Origin of the sequence: Roseateles sp. L2-2 (assembly GCF_050613215.1) — a bacterium.
GTDB lineage: Bacteria > Pseudomonadota > Gammaproteobacteria > Burkholderiales > Burkholderiaceae_C > Roseateles > Roseateles noduli.
In genome coordinates this window covers 835,758-853,523 of sequence record NZ_CP192509.1, presented here as the reverse complement: position 1 = coordinate 853,523, position 17,766 = coordinate 835,758, and the positions used below count along the sequence as shown (strand labels likewise).

The following is a 17,766-nucleotide window of genomic DNA, read 5'->3' as shown; positions in this document are numbered from 1 at the left end:
GGCCATGGCCGGGGACGTCGATGACGTGAAGGGACCCGTGGAAGCGGGCGCCCGGCTGACGCGCCGTCAGCTGCTGGCGGGCTCGCTCGCGGTGCCGATGGCCGCGCCGCTGGCGGGCTGCGCCACGGCGGACCCGGCGACCCCGACTGCCGACCTGGGGACGAAGGTCGATGCAGAAACGCCCCGGCGTTTCCGCGTCGCCTTCGGTTCCTGCGCGAAACAGTCCAAGCCGCAGCCGATCTGGCGGGCGATCGGGGCGACGAAGCCGGACCTGTTCGTCTTCCTCGGCGACAACCTGTACGCCGACGCCCGCGACGAGGCCACGCTGCGCCAGCGTTACGCCGAGTTCATGGCGGTCGAACCGCTGCAGGCGTTCCGGCGTTCGACGCGTCACGTCGCGATCTGGGACGACCACGACTTCGGCGACGACGACGAAGGCGCGGACTACCCGCTCAAGCAGCTCTCGCAGCAGCTGTTCTGCGACGCGTGGAACGAGCCGGCGGACTCGCCGCGCCGGCGCGCGGACGGCATCTACCAGAGCTACGTCTTCGAGGCGCTCGGCCGGCGCATCCAGGTGATCCTGCCGGACCTGCGCTTCAACCGCACGATGCTCACGGCGGATCCGTCGCTGAAGTCGAGCTACGCGGCGATGGTGCTGCGGGCCAAGCTCAGCGGACAGCCGATGACGGGCTGGTACGTGCCCGACCACCGGCTCGAAGCGACGCTGCTCGGCGAGGCGCAATGGACCTGGCTCGAAGCGCAGCTGCGCGTGCCGGCGGACGTGCGGCTGATCGGCTCCAGCGTGCAGTTCGCGGCCGACGGCAGCGGCTGGGAAGGCTGGGCCAACTTCCCGCGCGAACGCGCGCGGCTGGTCGAGCTGATCCGCAGCACGCGCGCCGAAGGCGTCGTCTTCCTCAGCGGAGACATGCATTACGCGGAGATGTCCAGCATCGACGTCGCCGGCGGCTATCCGCTGTGGGACGCGACCTCCAGCGGCCTGACCGAGGTCTGGGACATCCCCACGCCCAACCGCAACCGGCGCTCCGCGGTGATGGCGGAATTGAACTTCGGTCTGCTCGACGTCGAGCCTGTCACCGAAGGGGAGGATGATCTCCGCCTGCGCTTCGCGCTGTGCGACGTGAATGGAAAGGCCAAGGTGACGAAGGAACTGACGCTGTCGGGCCTGCGTTTCCCGGCCAAGGAGAAGACCGCATGACCTTGTCCCGACGCAGCCTGCTGCGGACCCTGCCCGCTTCGCTGCCTGCCCTGGTGCCCGCCACCCTGCCCGCCTCGTTCGGGCTTTTTGCGTTTGAAGCCCTCGCCCAGGCGGCCCAGGGCGGCCAGCCGGCCTCTGCCGCGCTGGACGCGCTGATGACCGCCGCGCGCAAGGAAGGCCGCGTGCACAGCCTGGGCATGCCCGACGACTGGGCCAACTGGCGCGCGACCTGGGCCGATCTGCAGCGGCTCTACGGCCTGGCCCATGTCGACACCGACATGAGCAGCGCCGAGGAGATCGCCAAGATCGAGGCCGAGAAATCCAACGCGAGCGCGGACCTCGGCGACGTCGGTTTCGAGTTCGGCGCGATCGCGAAGGCGCGCGGCATCACGCAACCCTACAAGCCCACGACCTGGGCGCAGATCCCGGACTGGGCCAAGGACGCCGAAGGACACTGGGCGCTGGCGTACACGGGCACGATCGCGTTCGCGGTCAACCGCAAGCGGCTGAAGGACGTGCCGCGGAGCTGGCAGGCGCTGTTCGCGTCCAAGGCGCGCGTGATGATCGGCGAGGTCGGCCGCGCGGCGCAGTCGAACGCAGCGGTGCTGGCCGCCGCGGTGGCGCTGGGCGGCGACGAGACGAAGCTGCAGCCGGCGCTGGCCGCGTTCGCGCAGATCGCCAAGGACAAGCGGCTGATCGGCACCAACGCCACGCCCGCGCTGATGGAACGCGCCGAGGCCGACGTCTTCCTGCTGTGGGACTTCAACGCCCTGTCCTACCGGGCGAAGCTGCCGAACGCGGCGGACTACGAGGTACTGATCCCCTCCGACGGTTCGGTCACCAGCGGCTACACGACGATTCTCAACCGCTGGGCGCCGCATCCGAACGCGGCGATGCTGGCGAGGGAATACATCTTCAGCGACGCGGGGCAGATGAACCTCGCGCGCGGCCATGCTCGACCGATCCGGATCGCGCAGTTGCCGCTGCCGACGGATCTGAAGGCGCTGCTGGTGCCTGAAGCGCAGTACGCGAAGGCGCGTGCGCTGAAGCCGGCCGTCTGGACGGAGGAGGTCAAGAAGCTGCCGCGCGCGTGGCAGCGCGACGTGCTGGGAGCCGCGCGATGAATCAGAACGCCGCCCCGCTTCCCGGCGTCCCGACGAACGCCGACACGCCCACCTCCACGGCAGGCGCTACCTCGGCCGCGCCGGCTGCCGTCCTGCCGGCGTCCTCGTCGTCGCTCGACGCTGCGGCAGAGGCCGCCGCCGCGATTGCGCAGGCCGCGGATCCCGCGCGCAAGCTCGTCGTGCTGCTGGCCGACGGTCTGCGCGCCGACACCGCGCGCGACTACATGGGCTACCTGCAGGCGCTCAACGAGGCGGGTCGCGCGCAGTGGCGCTCGCTGCGCTGCGAGCTGCCGAGCCTGTCGCGCCCGCTGTACGCGACGGTGATCAACGGCGAGCCGCCGCTGACGCACGGCATCCTCGGCAACGGCCAGGCCGGGCAGGCGCTCTCGCACCACCTGTTCCAGCAGTTGGACGCGCAAGGCGTTCCGGCGGCGATCGCCGCGTACCACTGGTTCTACGAGCTGCTGGCGGGCGAGGTCTTCGATCCGCTGCGGCATCGCGACGCGGTGCCTGAGGGCTGCGGCCTCCAGGCCGCGCGCTGGTACTGGGAAGACGACTATCCCGACAGCCATCTGCTGGCCGATGCCGAGGCGCTGCGCCGCGCGCACCTGCCGGTCCAGGGGCCGTCGCTGCTGTTCATCCATCCGATGGGACCGGACCTCGCCGGTCACGTGCACGGCGGCGAATCGACCCAGTACGCGATGAGCGCGCGCAAGCTCGACATGCTGCTCGCGCAGTTGCTGCCGCGCTGGCACGCCGAAGGCTTCGACCTGCTGGTCACCAGCGATCACGGCATGAACGCGGACCGCATGCACGGCGGTCCGCTGCCGGTCGAGCGCGAGGTGCCGCTGGTCTGGGTGCCGCACGACGGCGCGGTGGGTCTGGCGCTGCCGGAACGGCAGACCGCCATCGCCGGCTGGATCCTTGAACGGCTGGGCATCGCCGCCGCCCCGGGAGGCGCGACGGCATGAGCCTGAATGCGCGGACCGCCACGCGGCTCGCCGGTCCCTTGCTGCTGCTGACGGCGGCGGCCCTGCTGCTGCCCTTCGGCTGGCGCGCGATCGCGCTGCTCGTCGACTGCGTCGGCCAGGGCAACGGCTGCGCGATCGGTGAGCTGACCGCCGACACGTACTACCTCGAAGCGGCCTGGAACACCTTGTGGCTGGGCGCGCTGTCCGCGTTGATCGGCCTGGCGATCGGACTCGGCGCGGCGATCGCGCTGCTGCGCGTGCCCAGGATCGAATCCGCAGTCACGCTGCTCGCGAGCCTGGGCGCCAACTTCTCCGGCGTGCCGCTCGCGGTGGCGCTGCTGCTGCTCTTCGGCGCGCAGGGCATCGTGACGGCGGCGATGCAGGCCGCGGGGCTCGCGCCGTGGGTGGATCTGCAGGGACTCGACGGCCTGCTGCTCGCCTACGTCTGCTTCCAGGCGCCGCTGGCGACACTGCTGCTCATCGCGCCGGTGAAGATGCTGGACGGCTCGCTCCAGGACGCGGCCGCGACGCTCGGCGCCGGGCCCGTGCTGTACTGGCGGCGCATCGGCCTGCCGCTGATGCTGCCCAGCTTGGTGGAAGTCTTCGGCTTGCTCTTCGCCAACGCGGCGGCCGCCTTCGCCACGCCCTTCGCGCTGAGCGGCACGGCCGCCCACGTGCTGGCGGTGCGCATCGCCTCGTTGGTCAGCGGCGACATCTTTGCCCAGCCCGAGCTGTCGGCGCTGCTGGCGCTCGTGCTGTTCCTGATGCTCGCCGTGGTCATCGGCCTGACGCGCTGGCTGGCCGCGCGGCTTCGGAAAGGCCGCGCATGAACGCCACATCCCGGTCGACGACGCCGACCCCGTCCACCCGCTCGACCCGCTCGACCCGCTCGTCCGCGTCGTCCGCGTCGACGGCGAACCGTCCCCTGATCTCGACGGCGGCGCTGACGGCGTTGCTGATCGTGGTGCTCGTCCCGATGGCGGCACTGCTGGTGTACGGACTCACCGGACGCTGGGACCGCCACTGGTGGCCGGAGGATCCGACCTGGCGCTGGATCGCCGAGGCCGTCGGCGATCCGCGCGTGCAAGGCGCCGTGCTCCGCACCACCTTGCTCGCGCTGGCGAGCGCGACGCTGGCGTTGGTCTGCGGCGCGCTCGCGACGATTCCCGCCGCGCTCGCCGTCCAGCTCGACGACGGCCCGCGCGCGCGGCGCCTGCAACGCACGCTGGACCTCGTCGCGCTGCTGCCCTTCGCCATCGCACCGGTGGTGATCGCGATCAGCGCGCTGGAGCTCTTCGTCGGCCGCTGGGGCGGCTGGCTGCCGCTGCCGCTGGTCTACGTCGCCGTGGTCGCGCCGACGCTCTTTCCGTTGATCCACAAGACGTTGCAATCGGCGCTTGCGCAGTTGAATGCCACCTCGCTCATCGAGGCGGGTCGCACGCTCGGCGCCAGCGATGGGCACACCGTTCGACGGGTGCTGCTGCCGATGCTGGCGCCGGCGCTGCTCGCCGCGTTCCTCCTCGCGTGGGTCACGGCGGCGATGGAATTCGCGATCGCCAACCTGCTGCTCGGCGGCCAGCTGGAGCTGCTGCAACCGCTGATGAACAGCCTGCGCAACGCCAACGGCCACCAGGCGGCCGCACTGATGGTGCTGGCCTTCGCCGGCGTCGGCGCGATCGTCGCGGCGGTCGTCGCGCTCACGCGGCGCTGGACGTCGTGACGACGCCAACGCGAACGCCAAGTCGACGTCGCCGTCAACGCCTTCCCACTTCCTTGATCCCCGTGCGATGACCTCGAACGCCTCTTCTTCGATCTCCGACGCGACGGTTCCCGAGACCGAACTGCCGCCGCAACTCGCGGTCCGTGGCGCACAGCTCGCGCTGGGTGGCCGTCCGGTGCTGCGCGGCATCGACCTGACGCTGGCGCGCGGCGAGGTCGTCGCGCTGCTGGGCGCGTCGGGCTGCGGCAAGACGACCCTGTTGCGCTCGATCGCCGGACTCCAGCACCTGGACCAGGGGACGATCGCCATGTCCGGCCAGGAGGTGCAGACGCTGCCGCCGCAGCTGCGCGACGTCGGCATGGTGTTCCAGCACTACGCGCTGTTCCCCAACCTGTCCGTGCGCGAGAACATCCGCTTCGGCCCGCTGGCGCGGGGCGAGGAAGCGGCGCTCGTCGATACGCGGGCGGACGAACTGCTCGACCTGATCGACCTGCGCGCGCTGGCCGACCGCCTGCCGCAGGCGCTGTCGGGCGGACAGCGGCAGCGTGTGGCGCTCGCGCGGGCGCTGGCGACGCGCCCGATGCTGCTGCTGATGGACGAGCCCTTCTCGGCGCTCGACGAGCATTTCCGGCTGCCGCTGCGGCGGCAGTTCCGGCAGCTGCAGCGCGAGCTCGGCCAGAGCTGCGTGATCGTGACGCACGATCGCGAAGAGGCTTTCGAGATCGCCGATCGCGTGGCGGTGATGTTCGATGGCGTCATCGCGCAATGCGCCTCGCCGCGCGAGCTGCGGCGTGCGCCGGCGAACCGTCGGGTGGCCGACTTCCTGGGGATCTTCAATCGCCTGGACGCACAGACGCTGGACGGCGTCTGGCGCCGCGACGCGGGCCACTGGATCGCACCCGTCGAGGCGCTGGCGCTCGCCGACGAGCGGCCGTGTGGTGAGGCGTCCTGCGCGGCGCTGCGTTTCACGGCGACGCTGCGGGCGAGCTATCCGGGTCAGCAGCGCGTGGCCTGCGAGCTGGAAGGCCCCGGCGGCCAGACGCTGACGATGTGGCGGCGGCATGAGGATGCCGAACTCGCACCCGGCAGCCTGCTGCAGGTCGCGATCGCCGAGCCGGCGCTGCGGTGGATCGAGGACTGACCGGCGTCAGACGTCCTGAGGACGGTACTCCGTCGGCAGGGCTTCCCGATACGGATAGAACTTGAAGAACGGCCGCGCCTCGTCGAGCGTGCGCACGACCGACGGGCGTTGCATCAGGCGCTCGAAGTACGCGGCGAGCCGCTGCTGCGTCGGTGCGAACGGCACCAGGGTCGTCGCGTAGAACAACGAAGGCGCCGCCGCGCAGTCGGCCATGCTGAAGTGCTCGCCGGCGGCCCACGCGCGATCGGCGAGGCGCTCGTCGAGCATCCCGTAGGCCATCGTCAACGTCTCGCGCGCCTTGGTCACGGCGATCGGATCACGGTCCTCTTCGGCGCGCAACCGATCGCCCACGATCGCCTGCATCGGCAGCATCACGTAGAGGTCGAGCAGCCGGTCCATCAGCCGGACCTCCAGCGCGGCGTCCCCATCCGCCGGCATCAGTTGCTGATCCGGCCCGGCGTATCGCCGGGCGAGATACTCGATGATCACGCTGGTCTCCGGAACGACGCGGTCGCCGTCGACCAGCAGCGGCATCTTGCCGGTCGGCCAACGTGCGAGAAACTCGGCGCGCTGCGCCGGGTCGCCGAGGTTGAGGAAACAGCGTTCGACCTCGATGTCGAGTTCGTTCAAGGCGATCAGCGCCTTGTGGCAGAACGACGACAGCGGATGGAAGTGGAGGCGCAACGCCATGTCATTCACCTGGAGGGAGATTGCCGTGAGAGACAGGTTATCCCAAAGCCCGCGTGGCATCGCCGCATTCTGGTTCGCGCTCACCTTCCGCCTCGCGTCGGGCGCTTTGATCGCGTCGATGGCGATGCTGAACGGATGTGCGCAGAGACCGACCACGACCACTGCGTCTACGGACGCATCTGCAACGGCGACTGCGACCGCGCCTGCGATCGCCGCCGCGACGGTCGCCGACCCTGAGGGCGCGGAATCGCTGATCCGGGCGGCCATCACCTCGGGCGAGGTGAAGGGCCTGGCGATCGCCGTGATCGAGGACGGCCAGATCCGCGCCGTACGCACCTACGGTCATCGCAACGCGGGCGGTCAGGCGCTGCAGACCGGCACGGTGATGTACGGCGCGTCGCTGACCAAGACCGTCTTCGCGTACACGGTGATGCAACTGGTGGACGAAGGGAAGCTGGACCTCGACGCCTCGATCGCGACCTTGCTGGACCGTCCGCTGCCGGACTATCCGAAGGACTCCCGCTACGCCCCGTGGCCGGACCTGCGCGGCGACGAGCGGTGGCGGGCGCTGACGCCGCGGATGCTGCTCTCGCATCGCAGCGGTTTCGGCAACTTCGCCTTCCTGGAACCGGACGGGAAGCTGCGCTTCCACTTCGATCCCGGGAGCCGCTACGCGTATTCCGGTGAAGGCCTGATCCTGCTGCAGTTCGTTCTCGAACAGGGGCGGCTGAGGCTCGATCTCGGTCAGGAGATGCAGCGGCGCGTGTTCGACCGCTTCGGCATGACGATGACGGACATGAAGTGGCGCGCGGACTTCGCCGCCAATCTGGCGGACGGCGTGACGGAGACCCGCCGATGGGTGCCTCACGATCCTCGCAGCCGCGTGCGCGCCGCAGGCTCGATGGACACGACGATCGACGACTTCGCGCGCTTCGCAGCCGGACTCGCGCGCGGCGACGGGCTCTCGCCGCGCAGCCGCGCGGAGATGGTTCGTCCGCAGGCGCCGATCACGACAGCCTCGCAGTTCCCGACGCTGCAGCCCGAGCTGCCAGCGTCGCAGCGGCGGTCGGACCTGGCCGCCGGACTCGGTGTCGTCGTCTTCGACGGCCCCCAAGGGCGCGGCTACTTCAAGGGCGGCCACGACGATCAGACCGGCAACACGATGGTGTGCGTGGAACAACGCCGCGCCTGCGTCGTTCTGCTGTCCAACGACGTCATGGCCGAGCGGCTCTATCCGGCGATCGTGCGACGGGTGCTCGGGGAGACCGGCGTGCCGTTCATGTGGGAGTACGGTCCGAAAGCTTCGAGTTGGGATCGTTGATCGGAACGGCTTCTAGCCCCGCCATATCCAGCGATATATTTCGCCATCGACGCGCAGCCCGCGCGTCGGGATCAGGAGCGTCGATGTCGATCCGTCCTTCCACCCGTCGCGCCGCGCTGGCGGCCGGCGTGGCCTTCACGCTGATGTCGTCGATGGCATCGGCGGTCTGGGCCGCCGGCCCCGTGACCGAGAAGCTCCAGGTCGGCGGCGCCGTGCGCGCGCCGCTGACGCTCACCGTCGACGACCTGCGCACCTTCCCCGCCGACCAGCTCGGGACCTTCACGCTCAAGAAGGAGGTCGACGGGCGCGAGCAGTCCACCACCGTGCGCGGCGTGCGTCTGGCCGCCGTGCTGGAGAAGGCCGGCGTGGTCAGCAAGGATCGCCATGAGTGGAAGTACATGGCCGTGCTCGCGACCGCCAGCGACGGCTACAAGGTCGCCTTCTCCTGGCCGGAACTGACCAACACCGACGTCGGCGCCGGCGTGCTGGTGATCTTCGAGCGCGACGGACAGGCGCTCGACGACGGCGAAGGCCGCATCGCGCTCGTCTCCGGTCGCGACCTGCGCAGCGGACCTCGTCACGTCAAATGGCTGAGCAAGATCGAGATCAAGCCGCTCTGACGCGGCTGCTGTCCGAAGCGCCTCGCCAATGGGACGAGGCGGATCGGACGCTGTTCGCCACCGTCGGCCGCCACGTCCAGTCGCGTACCGACGCGGGGGACTTCCCACCGAATGCGCCGGATCCTGCCGCGCTCACGGGACCGCTCTATCGTTTCCTGCTCGAGCACCGGGCGGCCAGGGACTCCTCGCACGCGCGGCTGTCGGGCTGGTTCGCCAGCGCCTCCATGGGCAGCCACCACCTGTGGCAGGACCTCGGGCTCCAGGAGCGCCCCGAGGTCTCGCGGTTGATGCGGCTGGCGTTCCCCACGCTGCACGACAGCAACGTGCGGAACCTTCGATGGAAACGCCATCTGTTCCTGAGCCTGGGCGAGGCGCTCGGTCGCCCCGGCCTGCGTCCGCCCAAATGCGATGATTGCGGCGACTTCGCCGTCTGCATGGGCGTCGATCAGGCTGCGGCGCCCACATCCGCTCCGACGACGACACCCGCGGCGATCACCCTCCATCCGCTCATCGTCCTCGGAGATTGACCCCATGAAAGCCAGCGCCCGCAACTTCTTCGAAGGCACCGTCGCCGCCGTCCGCGACGGCAGCATCAACGACGAGATCGAGATCGAAACCGCCTCCGGCCTGCGCGTGGTCGCGACCGTCACGCGCGAGAGCCGCAACGAGCTCGGCCTCAAGCTCGGTCGCAGCGCCTTCGCGCTGGTCAAGGCGCCGTCGGTCGTGCTGCTGACCGACGTCGGCAACGCGCGCTTCTCCGCGCGCAACCAGTTCCAGGGCCGCGTGCGGTCCGTGGCGACCGGCGCCGTCAACAGCGAGGTCGTGCTGGAGCTCTCCGGCGGTCAGGCGCTGGTCGCCGTCGTCACCAACGACAGCGCCACCGGCCTGGCGCTCGCGGCCGGCGCCGAAGCGACCGCGATCTTCAAGGCCTCCAGCGTGATCGTCGGCGTCAACGACTGATCACCCTCAGGCCGCAAACGACAGAGCCGCCCTCGGGCGGCTCTTGTCATTGCGTCGCGCCGCACGAGGCGGCGGCGCCTCACGGCATCGCAGCCGTCACGGGAACACCGCCAGGAACAGGAACACGACGAACACCACCATGTGCACCGCCCCCTGCAGCACCGTCGCGCGGCCGCCGCCCAGCGTGAGGCCGCCGACGATGAAGGTCAGGAACAGCAGCACCATGCTCAGCGGCGTCAGCCCCAGCACCAGCGAGTGCGGGAACAACGGCGACAGCACCGCCACCGTCGGGATCGTCAGGCCGATGCTCGCCAGGCCCGAGCCCAGCGCGAGGTTCAGGCTGGTCTGCAGCCGGTTGTGCAGCGCCGCGCGCACCGCCGCCACCGTCTCCGGCAGCAGCACCAGCATCGCCACGATCACGCCCACCAGCGACGGCGGCGCGCCGATCGCCTGCACGCCGCGCTCGATCGTCGGCGCCAGCAGCTTCGCCAGACCCACGACACCGACCAGGCACACCAGCAGCAGCGCCAGGCTGGTGCCGGCCACGCGCCAGCTCGGCGGGGCCGCGTGCGCGTCCTGATCGTCGACGCCGGTCACCGGCAGGAAGTAGTCGCGGTGCCGCACCGCCTGCACGAACACGAAGGCGCCGTAGAGCACCAGCGACACGCCGCCCGCGAACAGCAGTTGGGTGGTGGTGAAGGTCGGTCCGGCCGAGCTCGTCGTGAACGCCGGCAGCACCAGCGTCAGCACCGACAGCGCGGCCAGCACCGCCAGCGTCGGGCTCGTGCCCTCGACGCGGAAGGCCAGCTCCTGATGCTTCCAGCCGCCGACCAGGATGCACAGCCCCAGCACGCCGTTGCACACGATCATGATCGCGGAGAACACCGTGTCCCGCGCCAGCGCATTGGTCGACTCGCCGCCGGCCAGCATCAGCGACACGATCAGCGCCACCTCGATGATGGTCACCGCCACCGCCAGCACCAGCGAGCCGTAGGGCTCGCCCACGCGGTGCGCGACGACCTCGGCGTGATGCACCGCCGCGAGCACCGCGGCGATCAGCAGCACGCTCACCACGCCCAGCACCAGCGTCGAATTGGCGCCGGCCGTCAGGCCCACCAGCGCGAGGATCGCGGCCAGCGGCGCGGCCAGCGACCAGATCGGGAGGGCCGCCGGCAGGCGGGCAAAGAGGGAGTTGGAGCGCTTCACATGCATGGGCCGAGCATAGACCACGATGGTCACGCAGCCTCCGACGCGCTACGCTGGTCGGACCATGCCGACCCTCGATCCCCGCGTCGACGCCTACATCGACCGCGCCGCCCCGTTCGCGCAGGAGCTGCTGCGCCATTGGCGCGCGACCGTGCACGCGCACTGCCCCGACGTCGTCGAGACGATCAAGTGGGGCTTCCCCAACTTCACCTACCGCGACAAGATCCTGACCGGCATGGCCGCCTTCAAGGCGCATTGCTCGATCGGGTTCTGGCACGGCGAGGCGGCCGTCGGCGCCGACCACGCCAAGGGCGGCGCGATGGGCGACTTCGGCAAGCTCACCTCGATCAAGGACCTGCCGCCCAAGGCCGAGCAGAAGGCCATCCTGAAGCGCGCGATGCAGTTGATCGAGGACGGCGTGAAGGCCCGCCCCGCGCGCGCCTCCGCGCCCAAGCCGCCGCCGGAAGTGCCCGACGACCTGGCCGCGGCGCTCCGCGCGAATCCCGCGGCGCAGAAGACCTTCGACGCCTTCCCGCCCGGCCAGCGGCGCGACTACATCGACTGGATCGTCGAGGCCAAGAAGGCCGAGACGCGCGAGCGCCGCCTGGCGCAGGCCGTCGAGTGGATCGCCGAAGGCAAGCGGCGGAACTGGAAGTACGAGAACTGCTGAGGCTCGCAGAGACGAATCCGCAGCGTCGACGGGGCTCAGGCGACGGGAGACTCCGTCCCCAACTCCCAGTTGCTGTCGTGCACCTGCACGTTGTTGCGGCCGCCGTCCTTGGCGCGATACAGCGCGCGGTCGGCGCGCATGAACAGCTGGTCGGCGCTCAACTGACCGCCCGGCTCCGCCACCGCAATGCCGGCGGACACCGTCAGCGTGAAGGCGCGCCCGTCGCCGTCGCACAGTTGCAACGTCGCCACCGCCTCCCGGATCTGCTCGACCAGGCTCCTCGCGCCCGAGCCGTCGGTGGCCGGCAGCACGAGCCCGAATTCCTCGCCGCCCCAGCGGCCCACGACGTCCGAGGCGCGCAGCCGCGCCCGCACCTCCGCCGCGAAGGCCCGCAGCGCGTCGTCGCCGGCGTGATGTCCGTGGCAGTCGTTGACGTCCTTGAAGTGGTCCAGATCCAGCAGCACGAAGGCCAGCGGCGTGCCTTCGCGCCGGCCGCGCTCCAGCTCATGCCGCAGCAATGCGTCGGCGGTCATGCGGTTCAGGCAGCCGGTGAGACCGTCCGTCGAGGCGACCTCCTCCATGCGCCGCGCGATGCGCTCGAAGTTGGCGAGCACGAACCCGAAGCCCGCGCCGATCAGGCAGATGAAGCTGAACAGGAAGGTCAGGCCCTGGCCGAGGCTGCCCTGCATCAGGTCGAGGTACTCGTCTGGATTCGTCAGCGCATGCACGCTGCGCAGCATCAGGCTGGCCGCGGCGGCCACCAGCGTGACGCCGACGGCGCGCAGCGAGGCCTCGCCGCGCCATCCCGGCCCCAGCAGCACGAAGATCGCCGGCAGCAGCAGCACCGCGAAGACCAGCGAGATGGCGCTGGTGCGCAGCGCCAGCGGCCAGGCCAGCATCCAGGCGGTCAGCGCCCAGGCGACCGCGGGGCCGCCCCACCACATCCAGCGCGGCAGCGAGCGCCCCAGCACGTGCCGGTGGATCGCCTCGTTGTAGAACACGATGCCCAGGGCGATCAGCCCGTTGCCGAGCAGCGCGGAGATCCAGACCGGCAGCACCATCCGCGACGCCAGCCCCACGAAGCCGAACAGCAGCGTCCACGAACCCCAGGTCCACACGCCGAGGTCCAGGTAGTGCAGGCGGCTGCGCTGCGCCGCCCACAGCTGCACGCCGAGCATCGCGAAACCGCTCAGCAGCGCCAACATCAGCGTAGGGATGTGGATGGACGCCATGACGCAGGAGTGTAGTGATCGAGGCCCCCGAGCGCCCCCCTACATCGCGGGCGTTGTTCGTTACAAAGGCGTCCGACCCGCGTCAGGCCCTTGTTGGCACGGCGTCGGAACGGCGTCCCCGATCAGCGCGGCGATCCAGTCGCGCGTCTGGCGCGGCGCGATGACGGCATCGATCTCCAGCGTCTCGGCGATCGCCAGCGCCTGACCACGCGCCACCTGCGCGGCGAGCAGGCGTTCGAACAGGGCCTGGCGTTCGGACCCGTCGGGCACGGCGGCCAGCTCCTTGCGGTAGCCCAGCCGCACCGCGCCTTCCAACCCCATGGCGCCGAATTCGCCGCTCGGCCACGAGGCGCAGCCGATCGGGCGATGCAGGCTGCCGCCGGCCAGCGCCATCGCGCCGAGTCCGAACGCGCGCCGCATCACCACGGCGGTCAGCGGCACCGTCAGCGACGCGGCGGCGCGGAACAGTTCGCCCGCCTCGCGCAGTTGCCCGGTGGATTCGGCTTCGGGGCCGACCATGAAGCCCGGGCTGTCGATCAGGCTGACGACCGGCAGACCGAGCCGTTCGCACAGGCGCCAGAAGCGCGCCAGCTTGCGCGAAGCCGCGCCGTCGACCGCGCCACCGAGCACGGCGCAATCGCTCGCCACGACGGCCACCGCCTGGCCTTTCAGATATGCGGCGGCGGTGATCACGCTGTCGCCGCTGCCGCGTCCCAGCTCGATCAGCGAGCCGGTGTCGAAGAGCCGGTCAAGGATCTCGCGCACCGGATAGGCGCGCTGGCGGACTTCCGGAATCGCGTGGTCGAGCGGCGCCTGGTCGGGCTGGTCGGGCTGGTCGGGCGCAGTGACTGCAGGCATGCGGCACATCCAGCCCATCAAGGCGCGCACGTGAGCGGCGGCTTGCTGTTCGTCGTCGACCAGCACGTCGACGACACCCGCCCGCGCGAGTTCCGGCGCGGGGCCGATCTGCTCGGGCTCGAAACGCCCGAGACCGCCGCCTTCAATCATCGCGGGGCCGCCGAGGCCGATGTTGCTGTCGCGCGTGGCGACGATCAGATCGCAGCAGGTCAGCAACGCGGCGTTGCCCGCGAAGCAGCGGCCGGCCGCGACGCCGATCGTCGGCACCTGGCCGGCGAGCGCCGCCAGTCGGGCGAAGGTCGCGACATGCAGTCCGGCAACGACCGGCATGTCGGTGTCTCCGGGTCGACCTCCGCCGCCCTCGGCGAACAGCACGAAGGGCAGCTTGCGGCGCTCGGCGAGTTCGAACAGGCGGTCGGTCTTCTGATGACCGCGGAAGCCCTGCGTGCCGGCCAGCACGGTGGCGTCGTAAGCCATCACGGCAATCTGCCGGGCGTGCAATCGCGCCACGCCCGTCACGACGCCGTCGGCCGGTGTCTGGGCACGCAGTTCCTCGACGGGACGGCGCGCGGCCTGCGCGGCGACGGCGAGCGCACCGAGCTCGGTGAAGCTGCCGGGATCGCAGACGGCATCGACGTTCTCGCGCGCCGTGCGCTGGCCCTGCGCATGCCTCCTGGCGATCGCGTCGGGCCGGGCGTCGTCGGCCAGCAGGGCGTGGCGCTCGCGCCAGGCGCGAATGTCGGCGCGCTCGCCCGTCGTCGACGATTCAACCGCCCTGTCGCGTTGCGCGCGCGGCTCAGCCTCCGCGGACTTCGCCAGGCTCCAGCTCATCAGCGCGTCGCCCTCGCGCACCAACTCGCCCTCATCGGCGAACAGCTCCTCGATGCGACCATCGGCCGGCGCCGGGAGCTCGTGCTCCATCTTCATCGCCTCGAGGCGGACGACGGGCTGGCCGCGTCGCACGACGTCCCCGACGGCGACGAGCCATTGCTGGACGGTGGCGGACGACGGAGCGACGAACGACGGCATGCAGAACCTCCCGGGTGAGCGCCGACTCTAGGCGCCCCGTCGGCGTCGCGCTGCCGCGCAGTTGACAGCGGACGCCGATGCGCCCGCTGCCTCACGACTCAGGACAGGCGCTCGATCAGCGCCATCGCGGCGGCGGGCGCGCGCTCCTTCGCGCCGCTGATGAAGAACACGAACACGTCGCGCGCACGCTTGGGCGGCGCGCGGTCGGCCTCGACCAGCGGCAGCCGGTCGGGTTGGCCGCCGGACTCCCAGCGCGACGCGCTCGCCGCGAGGCCGTCGAGTTCCTCCTCCGTCACTCCGGTCACCAGCTCCGAGCGCGTGCGCATCACCCGCGTGTAGACGAAGTCGGCGGTGAGGTCGGGGATGGGCGGATAGTCGTCGGACTCGGTGAAAACGACGCCCGCGCCGTGCTCGCGCGCCAGCGCCAGGAACTCCGGCGAGCGGAAGCTCTCATGCCGGACGTCGAGCGCATGCCGCAGCGGCACGCCGGCGGATTCCTTGGGCAGCAGCTTCAGGAACGCGCCGAAGTCGACCGGGTCGAATCGTTTGGTCGTCGCGAACTGCCACACGATGGGCCCGAGCTTGGGGCCGAGTTCGGCGACGCCGCTGTCGATGAAGCGGTTCACCGATTCGCCGGCCTCAGCGAGCACGCGCCGGTTGGTCGCGAAGCGGTTGGCCTTGAGCGAAAACACGAAGCCCTCGGGCGCGGTGTCGCGCCACTTGGCGAAGGTGGCGGGCTTGAAGGTCGAGTAGTAGGTGCCGTTGACCTCGATGGCGCTCAGCTGTCGGCTGGCGTATTCCAGCTCGCGCGAGGCGGGCAGGTCCTTGGGATAGAAGGTCTCGCGCCAAGGCTCGAAATTCCAGCCGCCTATGCCCACGTGGATCGAGGTGCTCATGTCGTCGTGTCCTCCAGAAGTCGTTCGAGTCGGGTCTGTCCGCGGCGCGTCACGCGCAGGGCGCGGCTGTCGGGATCGGGGTCCAGCCAGTCCTGCGCCAGCATCGCCTGCAGCCACGCGGCGCCGATCGCGCCGCCCAGGTGCGGGCGACGCTCGCTCCAGTCCATGCAGGCGCAGGCGAGGCGACGGCGACGCGCGCCGGTGGCGGCGGCGACATCGACGCCCAGCCCGCGCAACGCGTCCAGGCCCGTGTCGGTGAAGCGGTAGCCGCGGACCTCGTCGGGATCCGGCGTCATCCATTGCAGGCGCAGCGCGTGGTCGTGCAGGCGGACGCCCCAGTGGCCGGCGAGGTGGTCGTAGCAGCGGCGGGCCTGGCGCAGCGCGGGCGGCGTGCTGGGCTCGAAGCGCGGACGCGGCAGGCCGGCCAGCACCAGCATCGCTTCCAGCGCCTGGCCGACCTCCGGCCCGGCAAGCCGGTAGTAGCGGTGCTTGCCCTGCGCCATGCAGCCGACCAGTCCCTGCCCGAGCAGCTTGGCCAGGTGCGCGCTGGCCGTCGACGCGGCGACGTCGCCGACGGCGGCGAGCTCGGTCGCCGTGCGGGCGTGGCCGTCCATCAGGCAGCACAGCATGCGCGCACGCACCGGCTCGGCCATGCTGGCGGCAATGTGGGCCAGCGCCTCGTCGGCGGTGGGGGCGTCAATCATGCTTCGATGCTAAGCGAAGCGTTCCCGGCAAACCATCGCGAAGATTCCCCCATGACCTCCTCCTGTCCCTTCCATTCGCCACTGCTCGATCCGGATCTGCGCATGCGTCCGCCCGGCGAGCCGTTGCCGCCGCCGCTGCGCGCGCACGGCGGGCCGCTGGCCGACGTCTTCGCGCGCTGGCTGCGTCAGCGCGACGATGCCGCGCATCCTCCGGAGAAGGCGGCGTTGACGCGCGCGCTGATGGCCCTGTCGGACGACGACGTCCGCGCCCATGCGCGGCGGCAGGCTGCGATCGCATGGCAAGGAGACTGGTCGCACTGGTCCTGGGCGGTTCCGGCGTCGACGGTCGCGAGCCTGCTCGGCATCGAGATCCGCGATGTCGACGCGCAGCGACGGCTGCACGCCGCCCTGCGCGCGATGGCGGCGGGCCTGGGTGCGAATGCCGACGCCGACGCGGTCCACGCGGGCGGCGACGCCGTCGCCGCATTGCTGGATGCGCTCGACGATGCAGAGCGTCTTTCGCCGGACGCGCCGCTGCAATGGACCTTGCTCCGCCATGCGGCACCTGACCGATGGACAGACCGCGCCGCGTTCACCGCCAACCGGCTGGCGCTGATCTGGCAGAGCCACGAGGCGGGCACGGCACTGCTCGGGCACGCACTGCTCGAATGGCGGATCACCGGCCGCTTGCCTTCGCGGGACGGGCTGCTCCGCATCGCGTGCGACGGCGGCGCGGTGCGCGTGACCCGGCGCTTCGATGTACGGCAGGAACCCGCCGAGCCGGTGAGCGTGCCCTTGTCCGGCACCGATCATCCCTTCGGCGACGGCGCCCACCGCTGCCCCGGGCAAGGCCTGACACTCACCAGCCTGCACGCGGCGCTGACCTGGCTCTCCGAGCAGACCGGCCTGCGACTTCCGGAGCCGGCCGCAGCGCTCTCGCTGCCCAACATGGACATCCCGCAATTCCTGGACAAGCCGGACGCGCTGCATGACCAGCATGATCAGCATGACCAGCACGATCTGGACAAGGAGCCCCGCTCATGATCGCCGTCATTTTCGAAGTCATCCCTAGCGCCGATGGACGCGACCGATATCTGGAACTCGCCGCCGAACTCAAGCCGCTGCTGCAGGAGGTCGACGGCTTCCTCAGCATCGAGCGCTTCCAGAGCCTCTCCGATCCGGACAAGCTGCTGTCCTTGTCCTTCTGGCGCGACGAGAAAGCCGTGCGCGAGTGGCGCCGCATCGAGGCGCACCGCGGCGCCCAATCGGAAGGCCGCGGGGGCGTCTTCGCCGACTACCGGCTGCGCGTCGCTTCGGTGCTGCGCGACTACGGCATGACCGAGCGGGAACAGGCGCCGGCGGACAGCCGGGAACGACACCGCGCGTAGTTCCCGAAACGCCCGTATCG

At 70.8% G+C, this 17,766-nt stretch carries 19 protein-coding genes; 13 read left to right on the top strand and 6 right to left on the bottom strand.

The features are described from left to right. The first annotated feature begins 4 nt into the window (after positions 1–4). From ACQZ13_RS03965 to ACQZ13_RS03940, 6 genes are all read left to right on the top strand, one after another. Positions 5–1,216: an alkaline phosphatase D family protein gene (locus ACQZ13_RS03965; RefSeq protein WP_431049934.1), complete on the top strand. Its 1,212-nt coding sequence runs from the start codon at positions 5–7 to the stop codon at positions 1,214–1,216. After that, positions 1,213–2,340: an ABC transporter substrate-binding protein gene (locus ACQZ13_RS03960; RefSeq protein WP_431049933.1), complete on the top strand. Its 1,128-nt coding sequence runs from the start codon at positions 1,213–1,215 to the stop codon at positions 2,338–2,340. Before ACQZ13_RS03965 ends, ACQZ13_RS03960 begins: the two co-directional genes overlap by 4 nt. Then, on the top strand, positions 2,337–3,311 hold the full coding sequence (locus tag ACQZ13_RS03955) for an alkaline phosphatase family protein (protein WP_431049932.1): 975 nt from the start codon (positions 2,337–2,339) through the stop codon (positions 3,309–3,311). Before ACQZ13_RS03960 ends, ACQZ13_RS03955 begins: the two co-directional genes overlap by 4 nt. Further along, complete coding sequence (locus ACQZ13_RS03950; RefSeq protein WP_431049931.1) at positions 3,308–4,141, top strand: hypothetical protein; 834 nt, start codon at positions 3,308–3,310, stop codon at positions 4,139–4,141. The genes ACQZ13_RS03955 and ACQZ13_RS03950 overlap by 4 nt, the downstream gene beginning before the upstream one ends. Then, a complete protein-coding gene (locus ACQZ13_RS03945) occupies positions 4,138–5,031 on the top strand; it encodes an ABC transporter permease (RefSeq protein ID WP_431049930.1) in 894 nt (297 codons plus the stop codon). Before ACQZ13_RS03950 ends, ACQZ13_RS03945 begins: the two co-directional genes overlap by 4 nt. A 67-nt stretch (positions 5,032–5,098) precedes the next feature. Then, positions 5,099–6,172: an ABC transporter ATP-binding protein gene (locus ACQZ13_RS03940; RefSeq protein ID WP_431049929.1), complete on the top strand. Its 1,074-nt coding sequence runs from the start codon at positions 5,099–5,101 to the stop codon at positions 6,170–6,172. Between the two features lie 6 nt (positions 6,173–6,178). Here the strand turns inward: ACQZ13_RS03940 and ACQZ13_RS03935 are convergent, their stop codons facing one another. Next, positions 6,179–6,862 carry a glutathione S-transferase family protein gene (locus tag ACQZ13_RS03935; RefSeq protein ID WP_431049928.1) on the bottom strand — a complete coding sequence of 228 codons (684 nt, stop codon included), beginning with the start codon at positions 6,860–6,862 and terminating at the stop codon, positions 6,179–6,181. Between ACQZ13_RS03935 and ACQZ13_RS03930 the strand changes: the two genes are divergently transcribed. The 4 genes from ACQZ13_RS03930 (at position 6,861) to ACQZ13_RS03915 (ending at position 9,763) form a co-directional block, all read left to right on the top strand. Continuing rightward, positions 6,861–8,183 (top strand): serine hydrolase domain-containing protein, encoded by a 1,323-nt coding sequence (locus ACQZ13_RS03930; RefSeq protein ID WP_431049927.1) that lies wholly within the window; start codon positions 6,861–6,863, stop codon positions 8,181–8,183. The genes ACQZ13_RS03935 and ACQZ13_RS03930 overlap by 2 nt on opposite strands. Before the next feature lie 83 nt (positions 8,184–8,266). Next, entirely contained in the window at positions 8,267–8,803 is a 537-nt protein-coding gene (locus tag ACQZ13_RS03925; RefSeq protein WP_431049926.1) for a molybdopterin-dependent oxidoreductase, read from the top strand. Then, positions 8,770–9,330, top strand: a complete 561-nt coding sequence (locus ACQZ13_RS03920) for a nitrogen fixation protein NifQ (RefSeq protein ID WP_431049925.1) — start codon at positions 8,770–8,772, stop codon at positions 9,328–9,330. Before ACQZ13_RS03925 ends, ACQZ13_RS03920 begins: the two co-directional genes overlap by 34 nt. A 4-nt stretch (positions 9,331–9,334) precedes the next feature. Then, entirely contained in the window at positions 9,335–9,763 is a 429-nt protein-coding gene (locus ACQZ13_RS03915) for a TOBE domain-containing protein (protein WP_431049924.1), read from the top strand. A gap of 96 nt (positions 9,764–9,859) precedes the next feature. Here the strand turns inward: ACQZ13_RS03915 and ACQZ13_RS03910 are convergent, their stop codons facing one another. Next, positions 9,860–10,975 carry a calcium:proton antiporter gene (locus ACQZ13_RS03910; RefSeq protein ID WP_431053116.1) on the bottom strand — a complete coding sequence of 372 codons (1,116 nt, stop codon included), beginning with the start codon at positions 10,973–10,975 and terminating at the stop codon, positions 9,860–9,862. A gap of 19 nt (positions 10,976–10,994) precedes the next feature. On the opposite strand from ACQZ13_RS03910, the gene ACQZ13_RS03905 reads away from it, so the two are divergent. Further along, on the top strand, positions 10,995–11,639 hold the full coding sequence (locus tag ACQZ13_RS03905) for a YdeI/OmpD-associated family protein (RefSeq protein ID WP_431049923.1): 645 nt from the start codon (positions 10,995–10,997) through the stop codon (positions 11,637–11,639). Between the two features lie 35 nt (positions 11,640–11,674). Here the strand turns inward: ACQZ13_RS03905 and ACQZ13_RS03900 are convergent, their stop codons facing one another. From ACQZ13_RS03900 to ACQZ13_RS03885, 4 genes are all read right to left on the bottom strand, one after another. Next, positions 11,675–12,871: a GGDEF domain-containing protein gene (locus tag ACQZ13_RS03900; RefSeq protein WP_431049922.1), complete on the bottom strand. Its 1,197-nt coding sequence runs from the start codon at positions 12,869–12,871 to the stop codon at positions 11,675–11,677. 60 nt (positions 12,872–12,931) lie between these two features. Continuing rightward, positions 12,932–14,758, bottom strand: coding sequence for a carboxyl transferase domain-containing protein (locus ACQZ13_RS03895; RefSeq protein WP_431049921.1), 1,827 nt, complete (start codon positions 14,756–14,758; stop codon positions 12,932–12,934). A 98-nt stretch (positions 14,759–14,856) separates the two neighbouring features. After that, the gene (locus ACQZ13_RS03890) at positions 14,857–15,654 is read right to left on the bottom strand and encodes a DUF72 domain-containing protein (RefSeq protein WP_431049920.1); all 798 of its coding nucleotides are present in this window, start codon (positions 15,652–15,654) and stop codon (positions 14,857–14,859) included. Next, a complete protein-coding gene (locus ACQZ13_RS03885; protein WP_431049919.1) occupies positions 15,651–16,358 on the bottom strand; it encodes an ArsR/SmtB family transcription factor in 708 nt (235 codons plus the stop codon). Before ACQZ13_RS03885 ends, ACQZ13_RS03890 begins: the two co-directional genes overlap by 4 nt. A 51-nt stretch (positions 16,359–16,409) precedes the next feature. Between ACQZ13_RS03885 and ACQZ13_RS03880 the strand changes: the two genes are divergently transcribed. Both ACQZ13_RS03880 and ACQZ13_RS03875 read left to right on the top strand, forming a co-directional pair. After that, positions 16,410–17,402 carry a hypothetical protein gene (locus ACQZ13_RS03880; RefSeq protein ID WP_431049918.1) on the top strand — a complete coding sequence of 331 codons (993 nt, stop codon included), beginning with the start codon at positions 16,410–16,412 and terminating at the stop codon, positions 17,400–17,402. After that, the gene (locus ACQZ13_RS03875; protein ID WP_431049917.1) at positions 17,399–17,746 is read left to right on the top strand and encodes an antibiotic biosynthesis monooxygenase family protein; all 348 of its coding nucleotides are present in this window, start codon (positions 17,399–17,401) and stop codon (positions 17,744–17,746) included. Before ACQZ13_RS03880 ends, ACQZ13_RS03875 begins: the two co-directional genes overlap by 4 nt. Positions 17,747–17,766: the final 20 nt, after the last annotated feature.

Excerpts from the sequence above, each read along its gene's own strand:
- ACQZ13_RS03965 (WP_431049934.1), top strand. The coding sequence starts at position 5 with ATGGCCGGGGACGTCGATGACGTGAAGGGACCCGTGGAAGCGGGCGCC.
- ACQZ13_RS03960 (WP_431049933.1), top strand. The coding sequence starts at position 1,213 with ATGACCTTGTCCCGACGCAGCCTGCTGCGGACCCTGCCCGCTTCGCTG.
- ACQZ13_RS03955 (WP_431049932.1), top strand. The coding sequence starts at position 2,337 with ATGAATCAGAACGCCGCCCCGCTTCCCGGCGTCCCGACGAACGCCGAC.
- ACQZ13_RS03950 (WP_431049931.1), top strand. The coding sequence starts at position 3,308 with ATGAGCCTGAATGCGCGGACCGCCACGCGGCTCGCCGGTCCCTTGCTG.
- ACQZ13_RS03945 (WP_431049930.1), top strand. The coding sequence starts at position 4,138 with ATGAACGCCACATCCCGGTCGACGACGCCGACCCCGTCCACCCGCTCG.
- ACQZ13_RS03940 (WP_431049929.1), top strand. The coding sequence starts at position 5,099 with ATGACCTCGAACGCCTCTTCTTCGATCTCCGACGCGACGGTTCCCGAG.
- ACQZ13_RS03930 (WP_431049927.1), top strand. The coding sequence starts at position 6,861 with ATGTCATTCACCTGGAGGGAGATTGCCGTGAGAGACAGGTTATCCCAA.
- ACQZ13_RS03935 (WP_431049928.1), bottom strand. The coding sequence starts at position 6,862 with ATGGCGTTGCGCCTCCACTTCCATCCGCTGTCGTCGTTCTGCCACAAG.
- ACQZ13_RS03925 (WP_431049926.1), top strand. The coding sequence starts at position 8,267 with ATGTCGATCCGTCCTTCCACCCGTCGCGCCGCGCTGGCGGCCGGCGTG.
- ACQZ13_RS03920 (WP_431049925.1), top strand. The coding sequence starts at position 8,770 with ATGGCTGAGCAAGATCGAGATCAAGCCGCTCTGACGCGGCTGCTGTCC.
- ACQZ13_RS03915 (WP_431049924.1), top strand. The coding sequence starts at position 9,335 with ATGAAAGCCAGCGCCCGCAACTTCTTCGAAGGCACCGTCGCCGCCGTC.
- ACQZ13_RS03910 (WP_431053116.1), bottom strand. The coding sequence starts at position 10,975 with ATGCATGTGAAGCGCTCCAACTCCCTCTTTGCCCGCCTGCCGGCGGCC.
- ACQZ13_RS03905 (WP_431049923.1), top strand. The coding sequence starts at position 10,995 with ATGGTCACGCAGCCTCCGACGCGCTACGCTGGTCGGACCATGCCGACC.
- ACQZ13_RS03900 (WP_431049922.1), bottom strand. The coding sequence starts at position 12,871 with ATGGCGTCCATCCACATCCCTACGCTGATGTTGGCGCTGCTGAGCGGT.
- ACQZ13_RS03895 (WP_431049921.1), bottom strand. The coding sequence starts at position 14,758 with ATGCCGTCGTTCGTCGCTCCGTCGTCCGCCACCGTCCAGCAATGGCTC.
- ACQZ13_RS03890 (WP_431049920.1), bottom strand. The coding sequence starts at position 15,654 with ATGAGCACCTCGATCCACGTGGGCATAGGCGGCTGGAATTTCGAGCCT.
- ACQZ13_RS03885 (WP_431049919.1), bottom strand. The coding sequence starts at position 16,358 with ATGATTGACGCCCCCACCGCCGACGAGGCGCTGGCCCACATTGCCGCC.
- ACQZ13_RS03880 (WP_431049918.1), top strand. The coding sequence starts at position 16,410 with ATGACCTCCTCCTGTCCCTTCCATTCGCCACTGCTCGATCCGGATCTG.
- ACQZ13_RS03875 (WP_431049917.1), top strand. The coding sequence starts at position 17,399 with ATGATCGCCGTCATTTTCGAAGTCATCCCTAGCGCCGATGGACGCGAC.